The organism is Bordetella petrii (assembly GCF_017356245.1).
Classification (GTDB): Bacteria; Pseudomonadota; Gammaproteobacteria; order Burkholderiales; family Burkholderiaceae_B; genus Bordetella_A; species Bordetella_A petrii_D.
The window spans coordinates 3,442,950-3,452,690 of record NZ_JAFMZZ010000001.1 but is presented as its reverse complement, the minus strand read 5'-3'; the positions used below and the strand labels follow the sequence as shown (position 1 = coordinate 3,452,690).

The following is a 9,741-nucleotide window of genomic DNA, read 5'->3' as shown; positions in this document are numbered from 1 at the left end:
GAGCCTGTGCATGACGAATCCCGCACCACCCAACCCCTGGCACCGCGAACCGTGGCCGTGGTTCTTGATGGCCGGACCGCTGCTGGCCATCCTGGGCTGCATCATCACCATCTACCTGGCCGTCACGCGCTTTGCCGACCAGCCCATCGCCGAAGGGGCGGTCAGGCGCGGCCTGGTGGTCGAACGGGTGCAGCCGGCCGTGGCCGCGCCCGCCGCCGACCCGGCGCCCGCGGCGGCCCAGGCCCCCGCGCGGCCCTGATGGAGCCGTCCATGCGCTGGCGCCTGCTGATGGGGATTCTGTGGCCGTCGTTCCTGGCGGCCGGGGCGGGCGGGGGCCTGATCTTCGCCCTGATCGACCCGTCCGACGTGCTGGTGCTGGACCGCTGGCAGCCCGGCCGCCTGGGTTTCTACACCGTGTCGTTCTTCGTGCTGTGGCTGATCGCGGCGTTGGCCAGCGCGCTGACCGCCTGGCTGGCGCCGCGCGAGCCGCAAGGGGGCGACGACGCGCCGTTCTAGAGCGCGGAACACTGTTGTAGTGCCAGCGGAACGATGCGCGCGGGCCGACCAAGTAGAATCAAGGGCTTCACCGCCCAAACCGAGGTCCGTGTGCAGCCCGTCATTTCCGTACAAGGCCTGTCCAAGACGTACGCGTCCGGACACCAGGCCTTGAAGAACGTCAACCTGGACATCCACCGCGGCGAGATATTCGCGCTGCTGGGCCCTAACGGGGCCGGCAAGACGACCCTGATCAGCATCATCTGCGGCATCGTCAACCCCGGGCAGGGCAGGGTGCTGGCCGACGGCCACGACATCGTGGCCGATTACCGGGCGGCGCGCTCGCGCATCGGGCTGGTGCCGCAGGAAATCTCCACCGACGCCTTCGAAAGCGTGTGGAACACGGTGACCTTCAGCCGGGGCCTGTTCGGCAAGCCGGCCAACCCCGCCTATGTCGAGAAAGTGCTGCGCGACCTGTCGCTGTGGGACAAGAAAGATTCGCGCATCATGGCCCTGTCGGGCGGCATGAAGCGCCGCGTGATGATCGCCAAGGCGCTGTCGCACGAGCCGCAGATCCTGTTCCTGGATGAACCCACCGCCGGCGTCGACGTCGAACTGCGCCGCGGCATGTGGGACATGGTGCGGCGCCTGCGCGAAAGCGGGGTCACCATCATTCTTACCACCCACTACATCGAAGAAGCCCAGGAAATGGCCGACCGCATCGGCGTGATCCGCAAGGGCGAGATCATCCTGGTCGAGGAAAAACACGCGCTGATGAAAAAACTGGGCAAGCGCCAGCTGGCGCTGACCCTGAAAACCGCGCTGCCGGCCGTGCCGGCGGCGCTGGCCGGCTATGGCCTGGAACTGACCGACGAGGGCCACCGGCTGGTGTATTCATACGACAACGAGCAGGGCGGCGGCGAGGTGGCGCGCCTGCTGCGCCAACTGGACGAGGCCGGGATCGAATTCACCGATCTCAGTTCATCGGAAAGTTCGCTGGAGGAAATCTTCGTCAGCCTGGTGAGTGCCCAATCATGAATTTCTACGCCATCCGCGCCATCTACCTGTTCGAAATGGCCCGCGCCTGGCGCACGCTGATGCAGAGCGTGGCCTCGCCGGTGGTTTCCACCGCGCTGTATTTCGTGGTGTTCGGCTCGGCTATCGGGTCGCACATGGTCGAGATCGAAGGCGTCAGCTACGGGGCGTTCATCGTGCCGGGCATGATCATGTTGTCGCTGCTGACGCAGAGCGTGGCCAACGCTTCGTTCGGCATCTACATGCCGCGCTTCAGCGGCACCATCTACGAAATCCACTCGGCACCGATCTCGTACGTGGAAATCGTCACGGGCTACGTGGGCGCGGCGGCCAGCAAGTCCATCATCCTGGGCCTGATCACGCTGGTCACGGCCCGCCTGTTCGTCGATTTCCAGATCCAGCACCCGTTCTGGATGATCGGCTTCCTGCTGCTGACCTCGGTCACCTTCAGCCTGTTCGGCTTCATCATCGGCGTGTGGGCCGACGGCTTCGAGAAGCTGCAGATCATCCCGCTGATGATCATCACGCCGCTGACCTTCCTGGGCGGCACCTTTTATTCCATCAAGATGCTGCCGCCGTTCTGGCAGGGCGTTACCCTGTTCAACCCGGTGGTGTACCTGGTCAGCGGCTTTCGCTGGAGCTTCTACGGCGTTTCGGACGTCAGCGTGGCCATCAGCCTGGGCATGACGCTGGTGTTCCTGGCAGCATGCCTGGTGGGCGTGCGCTGGATCTTCAAGACAGGTTACCGGCTCAAAACCTAGCCGGCTTGCGAACGGAGGCAGACATGGCGTGGCACGAGGTACAGGCACTGGTATTCGACGTGTTCGGCACGGTGGTCGACTGGCGCAATGGCGTGGCGCGCGAGGCCGCTCCGTTCCTGGCCCGGCACGGCCAGGGCAGGATAGAACCGCTGGCCTTCGCCGATGCCTGGCGCAGCCATTACGGGCCGTCGATGCAGGCAGTGCGCAGCGGCCAGCGGCCGTTCGTGCGGCTGGACGTCCTGCATCGCGAAAACCTGGAAGCCACCCTGCGCGAGGCCGGCATCGACCCGGCCGGGGTGCCGGCCGCCGAACTCGATGCGCTGAACCTGGCGTGGCATCGCCTGGACCCCTGGCCCGATTCGGTGGCCGGGCTGGCCCGCCTGAAAACCCGCTACATCATCGCGCCGCTGTCGAACGGCAACATCCGCCTGATGCTGGACATGGCCAAGCGCGCCGGGCTGCCCTGGGACGCCATCCTGGGCGCCGAAGTGGCGCAGGCCTACAAGCCCATGCCGCAGGCCTACCTGCGCACCGCCGAGGTGCTGGGCCTGGCGCCGTCGCAGGTGTGCATGGTGGCCGCGCACAATGGCGACCTGGCGGCCGCGCGGCAGTGCGGGCTGAAAACCGCATTCGTGCGCCGGCCCACCGAACACGGGCCCGGCCAGACCACCGACCTGCAGCCGCAGCAGGACTGGGATGCGCTGGCCGACGACTTCGGCAGCCTGGCCGACCAGCTGGTGGGCTAGGGCTGTTTACCCAGGAGACAAACCATGCCGAGAACACTACTGCCCGCAGCCTGCCTGGCACTGCTTGCCGGCTGCGCAAGCCAGGCCGGGCCCTCCGCGGGCATGGCCAACCCCGCGTCGGTGTACTGCCAGGAACTCGGCGGGCGCCTGCAGATCGTCGAGACGTCCAAGGGGCAGATGGGGGTCTGCATGCTTCCCGATGGCGAACAGATCGAAGAATGGGATCTGTATCGCCGCGCCCATCCCGAAGAAAAAACCTGATTTCCCGGGCGCGGCCGCGCCGCTACGGCGCCGGGTTGGGGTTGCCGGCGTGGATGCCGTCGATCTGTTCCAGCAGTTCCGGCGCCAGGTCGACGTCGACGCTGTCGATGTTTTCTTTCAGCTGTTCGAGCGTGGTGGCGCCGATCAGGTTGCTGGCCACCGAGGGCTGCTGGTTGACCCAGGCCAGCGCCAGGTGGGTGGGCGACAGCCCGTGTTCGCGCGCCAGCTGCACGTACTGCCGCGTGGCCGCCTCGGTGCGTTCGTTGCTGTAGCGGGTAAAGCGCGTGAACAGCGTCAGGCGCGCGCCTTCGGGGCGGGTGCCGTCCAGGTACTTGCCCGACAGCACGCCCATGGCCAGCGGCGAATAGGCCAGCAGGCTGACCTGTTCGCGGTGGCTGAATTCGGACAGGCCGCTTTCGTAGGTGCGGTTGAGCAGGCTGTACGGGTTCTGGATGGTGTCGATGCGCGGCAGGCCCAGGGCGTCGGACTGCTTGATGAACTGCGCCACGCCCCACGGGGTTTCGTTCGACACGCCGATGTGCCGCACCTTGCCGGCGCGCACGAAGTCCTGCAGGACTTCCAGGGTTTCCTGGACGGGCACCGTGTAGTCGTCGTCGATCCACGGGTAGGCGCGGCCGAAGGTGGCCGTGGTGCGGTCGGGCCAGTGCAGCTGGTACAGGTCCAGGTAATCGGTCTGCAGCCGCTTCAGGCTGGCGTCCAGCGCCGCGGTCAGGTTCTTGCGGTCGAGAAAGGTCTTGCCGTCGCGGATGTGGCTGGGGCGTTTCGCGTCGCGCACCGGCCCGGCGGCCTTGCTGGCCAGCACGATGTCGTGGCGGCGCCCGGTCTTGGCCAGCCAGGTGCCCACATAGGTTTCGGTGCGGCCCTGCGTTTCGGGCTTGGGCGGCACCGGATACATTTCGGCGGTATCGACCAGGTTCACCCCGCGCGACAGCGCATAGTCGAGCTGCCGATGCGCGTCGGCCTCGGAATTCTGCTCGCCCCAGGTCATGGTGCCCAGGCCGATCAGGCTGACTTCGGTATCGGTGCGGCCGAGTTTGCGGTATTTCAAGGGTGGGGCTCCGTTAGAGATGAAATTCGGGTTGATGTTACTACCGGCCGAAGGAATGATTTAATGACTGTGGTTACCCCACCTGCCTGGAGCCTGACATGAAGCCCCGCATCACCCTGATCACCCTGGGCGTGGACGACCTGGCGCGCGCCGTGCAGTTTTATCGCGACGGCCTGGGCCTTGCCACGCCGGGCATTACCGGCACCGAATTCGAGCATGGCGCCGTGGCGTTTTTCGACCTGCAGCCGGGCCTGAAGCTGGCATTGTGGCCGCGCGCCAGCCTGGCGCACGACAGCGGCCTGCCGGCCGGGCCGCGCAGCGCCACCGAGTGCTCGCTGGCGCACAACGTGGCCGACAAGGCCGAAGTCGACCAGGTCATGCAGCAGGCGCGCGCGGCCGGCGCCGTCATCGCCAAGCCCGCCGCCGACACCTTCTGGGGCGGTTACGCGGGCTATTTCCAGGACCCCGACGGGCATCTGTGGGAAGTGGCCTGGAACCCCCAGATGCTGCCGCTGGAAGAGCCCAGGTGAGGTTATTGTGCGCCGGTGGCGTTGGCCACGTATTCGGCCAGTGTCTGCACGTCGGCGTCGCTGAGGGATTCGAATGCCGGCATCACGCCGATGCCGTTGCGCACGGCCTGGGCGACCCGGTTGGCGTCGGGCTTGAGTTCGTCCAGGTTGGGGCCGATGGCGCCGGTGGCGCCGGCATCGGCCAGCGTGTGGCACACGGCACAGGCCGGCGCGGCCGTCTTGGTGAACAGGACGCGGCCGGCTTCGGCGCTGGCCGGGTCGGCCGCGCCGGCACAGGCCGCATACAGGCTGGCCGCCAGCGCGGCCAGGCCGGGCCGCCAGCCGCGGGCGCGGCGGCGGAAGGGATGGGACAGCATATTGGGGTGCTTCGATGCCGCCATGGTCATGACGCGGTGACCTTCAGCGCATGGTCGCGCCAGCTGGCGTTCAAGTAGCCGCGCACGTTCTCGACGCGCTCTTCCACCTGGACATTGCCTTCGGTGTCTTCGACGCGGCTGGTCAGCACGTGCTCGCCGGCGGGCAGTTCGACCGCCAGGGCAAACTGGCGCCAGGCGTACTTGCCCAGGTCGGGCCCCACCAGCGCGGCCTGCTTCCAGGTCTTGCCGCCGTCGATGGATACGTCCACGCGCTTGACGGCATGGATGCCGCAGAACGCCACGCCGCGCACCAGCTGCCGGCCGGCCTTGACGGGCGCGCCGTCGGCGCCGGGCGCGGTCACCCATGACTTGGGCGTCATGGCCCAGGCCGAAGGGTAGTCGGGGCCGGGCTTGGCATCCAGCGGCGCCAGCCGGTAGCTGGTCTGCTGGATTTTGACGGGGCTTTGCTCGGCCGTGAACGCCAGGCGCTTGATGTACTTGACGTTGTTGACGCCCGTGTAGCCCGGCACGATCAGGCGCAGCGGCCCGCCGTGCGCCAGCGACAGCGGCTCGTTGTTCATTTCCCAGGCCAGCATGGCGTCCTGCAGGGTGTCGCGCGGCACCGAGCGTTCTACCATCAGCGTTTTCGGATCCAGGCCATCGGGCAGTTTTTCGCCGCCGGTGCCCGTCATGTAGGCGGGGTCGCCTTCCAGGCCGCCCAGGTGTTCGACCAGCGTGCGCACCGGGATGCCGGTCCACATGACGCAGCCGGCCGCGCCCACCTGCCATTTGGTGCCGCTGGGCTGGTGCGGGAAAAAGCCGCGGCCGTTGCCCGAGCACTGCAGCACCGTGGCCATGGTGTCGACGCCCAGCGTCTTGAGTTCGCCCAGCGTCAGCGTGCGGGGCTGCTTGACGCCCTGGATCTCGATGGCCCAGGCATCGCGGTCGTCGAGAATGGACGCGTCGGGCGGCGGCAGGTTGTTGCGCACATACAGTTCGCGCGCCGGCGTAATGACGCCGTCGCCGAAGGCGCCGCGCCGGGTCTCGATGGTGTTGGCGCTGTGGACGATGACGCTGTCGGCGTCTTTCCAGGCGGCATAAGCCGGCAGCGGCTTGGCCGCCGCGGGCGCGGCCGGGGCGGCGGCCTTGCCGGCCGCCTGTTCGGCGGCGCGCGCCACGCCGGTGGCGCCCAGCCCGGCCGCGGCCAGTGCGCCGGCGCTGCCGGCCAGCAGGCGGCGACGCGCGGGATTACGGGGTGTAGTCTCCATGACAGCCTCTCCGGTTGCCGCGCATTGCCGGGGCAGGCGCGGTATTGTGATTATGGTTGGCCGCCGGGCGGCGGCCCGCCGTCATCGCGACGGCTGACTGCCATGATCGGCAATGCCCGGTTATATGTCAACTGGTTGTAAGCGTTTCGGATTTCATCGAAAAAAATATATAAAGCCCCATCATCAAGAAACCCCGAGGAGCATCCCCATGTGCCGCTGGATGGCCTATACCGGTAGTCCCTTGCAGCTCGAGACCGTGATTTTCAAGGCTCGGCATTCCCTTATCGACCAGAGCCTGCATTCGCGGCTGGGCGCCACCACCACCAACGGCGACGGCTTCGGCCTGGGCTGGTACGGCCGCGACCCGGACGAGCTGCCGTACCGCTACCGCAGCATCCATCCGGCCTGGAACGACCGCAACCTGCGCGAAGCGGCCCGCGCCATCCGGGCGCCGCTGTTCGTGGCGCATATCCGCGCGGCCACCGACACGCCGGCCCAGGAAACCAACTGCCATCCGTTTCGCCACGGCCGCTGGCTGTTCGTGCACAACGGGCAGATCCGCAACTATCCGCTGCTGCGGCGCGACCTGATGATGCAGATCTCGCCGCAGTACTTCACATCGCTGGAAGGCTCCACCGATTCCGAGGTGATGTTCCTGCTGGCCCTGAGCTTCGGGCTGGAATCCGAGCCCGTGCAGGCCCTGCAGCGCATGGCGGCAGTGGTGGAAGACGTGGGGCACCGGCACGGCGTCGAGCACCCGCTGACCATGACGGTGTGCGCGCTGGACGGCCAGCGCCTGATCGCGGTGCGGTATTCCAGCGAAGCGAATTCGCGTTCGCTGTTCCATAGCACCGACGTGCGGCACTTGAAGCAGCTGTATCCCGACGAGCCGCGCATCGCGGCCCTGGACGATGACGCCTACATGCTGCTGTCGGAGCCGCTGGTCGAGCTGCCCGGCGCATGGGAAGACGTGCCCGAAGCCACCGCCATCGTGGCCGGCGGCGGCCGGGTGCAGGCCTACCCGTTCCTGCCCGGGCGCGGCTGAGGCCAGCCCGCTGCGGAGCTAGCCGCGCACCTGCACCCCGGCCCAGGATTCGACCAGCCGGCACATCGAGGTGTAGTCGGATTCGGGGCCGTAGCTGGCATTGGTGATGGCCAGCATTTCGCGCACGGCCGCGCCCACCACCATGGGCACGCCCAGCGTTTCGGCTTCGTCCACGCACAGCCGCACGTCTTTGTACGACAGCCCGGTGCCGAAGCCGTAGTCGAAGGTGCCCGGCAGGATGGCGCGCGGGAACTTGTCCTGCGTGGCGCTGTTGCGGCCCGAGCCGGCGTTGATCACGTCCAGCATGACGCGGGGGTCCAGCCCGGCTTTTACCCCCATGACCATGGCTTCGGACGACACCGCGATGGCGGCGGCGGACAGCAGGTTGTTGGCCAGTTTCATGGTCTGCGCCTGCCCCGCGCCTTCGCCCAGGTGGAACAGCTTGCCGAAGGTGGCCAGCACCGGCTGCAGCTGCGTGTACAAAGCGGTGGGGCAGGACACCATCACCGCCAGCGTGCCCGCGCGCGCGCCCGGCACGCCGCCGCTGACCGGGGCGTCGACGTAGGCGATGTCGCGCTCGGCCAGGGCGCGGGCCACGCGCACCGCGGCCTGCGGCCCGATGGTGGAAAAGTCCACCACGGTGCGTACCCGCCTGCCTTCGATGAGGCCGTCCTGGCCGGTGGCCACCGCCGATACGATGGCGGGCGTGGGCAGGCTGAGAAACACGGTGCCGGCCTGGCCGGCCACCGCGGCCGGCGAGGCGGCGCTTTCGATGCCCGAGGCCGCCAGCGCGGCCACCGCCGCGGCGTTGGGGTCGTACACCACCACGCGCTTGCCGGCCTGCCGCAAGCGCATGGCCATGGGCGTGCCCATGTTGCCCACGCCGACGAATCCGTAGATCTCCTGGTCCATGTGTTGCTCCTGTGCGTGCACGCTGAAGCGGCGCGCGGCGTGTGCCGGGCGCCTGTGTACAGAGGGCCTAGGCGCCCAGTTCCTTGAAAACTTCCTTGGCGGACCGGAAGCTGTCCACGGCGGCGGGCACGCCGCAGTACACGGCCGCCTGCAGCAGGGCTTCGCGGATTTCTTCTTTGGTCAGGCCGTTGTTCAGCCCGCCCTTGATGTGCAGGCGCAGTTCCTGCGGGCGGTTAAGGGCGGTGAGCATGGCCAGGTTTAGCAGGCTGCGCGTCTTGCGGTCGAGCCCGGGGCGGTTCCAGACGTCGCCCCAGCAATAACGGGTGACCAGTTCTTGCAGCGGCGCCGCGAAATCGTCGGCCTGGGCCATTGAAGCGTTGACGTGCGCGGCGCCCAGCACCTCGCGGCGGGTTTGCAGCCCCAGTTCCAGCGTATCGGTTGTCATGATTGCCCTTGTGGCGGGTTGGCTTAAAGAGGGTCGACCGCGCGGGCCAGCACACGCGCCGGCGCGCCGTCGGAAGCTTCGATGTTCAGCGCCGAGAACACGAATTCCAGGCGCTGGCCGGCCAGGGCGTCCAGGCCGGTGATGTTCTCGGCGACCAGCACGCCGTTGCCCAGCAGGATGTGATGCGCCGGCCAGTCGTACTGGGCCGGCCGCCGGCCGACCGGCATGTCGGGCGTGGGCAGGTCGCAGGCCAGCAGCTTGACCCGGCGGTCCACCAGCCATTGCGCGGCCGCCGGGCTCAGGTACGGGTGGTCGTGGTATTGATGGGTATGGGCCAGCGGCCCCCAGCCGGTGGCCAGCGCCACGATGTCGCCCGGCTGCACCTCGCCCGGCGCCTGCTCCAGATCGGCGGCGGTGATCTCTTCGCCGACGCCGCGCTCGACGCGCAGCACCACGCCCGGCCCGGCCAGGCGCTCGAGCGGGATTTCATGGAAGGCCGGGCCGTCGTTGAAGAAGTGGCGGGGCGCATCGACGTGCGTGCCGATATGCACCACCATGCGCATTTCGGTGACGTTCAGCGGATCTTGCGGCAGGCTCTTGATGCGCTGGAAGGTAGGCTGCGGAAACACGCTGGCGCGCGGCACGGCCGGCCCCAGCGCATGCGACAGGTCGATCCACGGGCCGCAGCGCTGCGCGGCCCGGCGGGTTTCCGGCAGCGGCATCCAGCCGCGCCATCCGTGGCCGCGCGGTCCATTGCTGTCACACACATCCGTCTCCCTGGAACACGACATCGAACCGTGAAGATTCTGACGTTGCGC

Annotated in this window: 14 protein-coding genes; 8 read left to right on the top strand and 6 right to left on the bottom strand. The window is 68.0% G+C overall.

Annotated elements, in window-relative coordinates; all coding sequences use genetic code 11:
• Positions 1–10 precede the first annotated feature (10 nt).
• From J2P76_RS16560 to J2P76_RS16535, 6 genes are all read left to right on the top strand, one after another.
• Positions 11–259, top strand: coding sequence for a FixH family protein (locus J2P76_RS16560; protein ID WP_242697394.1), 249 nt, complete (start codon positions 11–13; stop codon positions 257–259).
• Between the two features lie 11 nt (positions 260–270).
• Positions 271–516, top strand: coding sequence for a hypothetical protein (locus J2P76_RS16555; protein ID WP_207408768.1), 246 nt, complete (start codon positions 271–273; stop codon positions 514–516).
• Positions 517–606: 90 nt separating this feature from the next.
• Positions 607–1,533 (top strand): ATP-binding cassette domain-containing protein, encoded by a 927-nt coding sequence (locus tag J2P76_RS16550; protein WP_207408767.1) that lies wholly within the window; start codon positions 607–609, stop codon positions 1,531–1,533.
• Positions 1,530–2,291 (top strand): ABC transporter permease, encoded by a 762-nt coding sequence (locus J2P76_RS16545; protein WP_207408766.1) that lies wholly within the window; start codon positions 1,530–1,532, stop codon positions 2,289–2,291. Before J2P76_RS16550 ends, J2P76_RS16545 begins: the two co-directional genes overlap by 4 nt.
• A gap of 23 nt (positions 2,292–2,314) precedes the next feature.
• Complete coding sequence (locus J2P76_RS16540; RefSeq protein WP_207408765.1) at positions 2,315–3,037, top strand: haloacid dehalogenase type II; 723 nt, start codon at positions 2,315–2,317, stop codon at positions 3,035–3,037.
• A gap of 24 nt (positions 3,038–3,061) precedes the next feature.
• Positions 3,062–3,298, top strand: a complete 237-nt coding sequence (locus J2P76_RS16535; protein WP_207408764.1) for a putative hemolysin — start codon at positions 3,062–3,064, stop codon at positions 3,296–3,298.
• 22 nt (positions 3,299–3,320) lie between these two features.
• On the opposite strand, the gene J2P76_RS16530 is transcribed toward J2P76_RS16535, so the two are convergent.
• Entirely contained in the window at positions 3,321–4,367 is a 1,047-nt protein-coding gene (locus J2P76_RS16530) for an NADP(H)-dependent aldo-keto reductase (protein WP_207408763.1), read from the bottom strand.
• Positions 4,368–4,465: 98 nt separating this feature from the next.
• On the opposite strand from J2P76_RS16530, the gene J2P76_RS16525 reads away from it, so the two are divergent.
• Positions 4,466–4,897 (top strand): VOC family protein, encoded by a 432-nt coding sequence (locus J2P76_RS16525; RefSeq protein ID WP_207408762.1) that lies wholly within the window; start codon positions 4,466–4,468, stop codon positions 4,895–4,897.
• 2 nt (positions 4,898–4,899) lie between these two features.
• Here J2P76_RS16525 and J2P76_RS16520 read toward each other — a convergent pair whose 3' ends face one another.
• Together J2P76_RS16520 and J2P76_RS16515 are read right to left on the bottom strand one after the other, a co-directional pair.
• Entirely contained in the window at positions 4,900–5,253 is a 354-nt protein-coding gene (locus J2P76_RS16520; protein ID WP_207408761.1) for a c-type cytochrome, read from the bottom strand.
• Positions 5,254–5,279: 26 nt separating this feature from the next.
• Positions 5,280–6,521: a sulfite oxidase gene (locus J2P76_RS16515; protein WP_207408760.1), complete on the bottom strand. Its 1,242-nt coding sequence runs from the start codon at positions 6,519–6,521 to the stop codon at positions 5,280–5,282.
• A gap of 208 nt (positions 6,522–6,729) precedes the next feature.
• On the opposite strand from J2P76_RS16515, the gene J2P76_RS16510 reads away from it, so the two are divergent.
• On the top strand, positions 6,730–7,566 hold the full coding sequence (locus J2P76_RS16510) for a class II glutamine amidotransferase (protein ID WP_207408759.1): 837 nt from the start codon (positions 6,730–6,732) through the stop codon (positions 7,564–7,566).
• An 18-nt stretch (positions 7,567–7,584) separates the two neighbouring features.
• On the opposite strand, the gene J2P76_RS16505 is transcribed toward J2P76_RS16510, so the two are convergent.
• The 3 genes from J2P76_RS16505 to J2P76_RS16495 all read right to left on the bottom strand — a co-directional run bounded on the left by J2P76_RS16505 (position 7,585) and on the right by J2P76_RS16495 (position 9,645).
• The gene (locus tag J2P76_RS16505; protein ID WP_207408758.1) at positions 7,585–8,478 is read right to left on the bottom strand and encodes an NAD(P)-dependent oxidoreductase; all 894 of its coding nucleotides are present in this window, start codon (positions 8,476–8,478) and stop codon (positions 7,585–7,587) included.
• Positions 8,479–8,545: 67 nt separating this feature from the next.
• Positions 8,546–8,923, bottom strand: coding sequence for a carboxymuconolactone decarboxylase family protein (locus tag J2P76_RS16500; RefSeq protein WP_207408757.1), 378 nt, complete (start codon positions 8,921–8,923; stop codon positions 8,546–8,548).
• Positions 8,924–8,946: 23 nt separating this feature from the next.
• Complete coding sequence (locus J2P76_RS16495) at positions 8,947–9,645, bottom strand: cyclase family protein (protein ID WP_207408756.1); 699 nt, start codon at positions 9,643–9,645, stop codon at positions 8,947–8,949.
• Positions 9,646–9,741 lie beyond the last annotated feature (96 nt).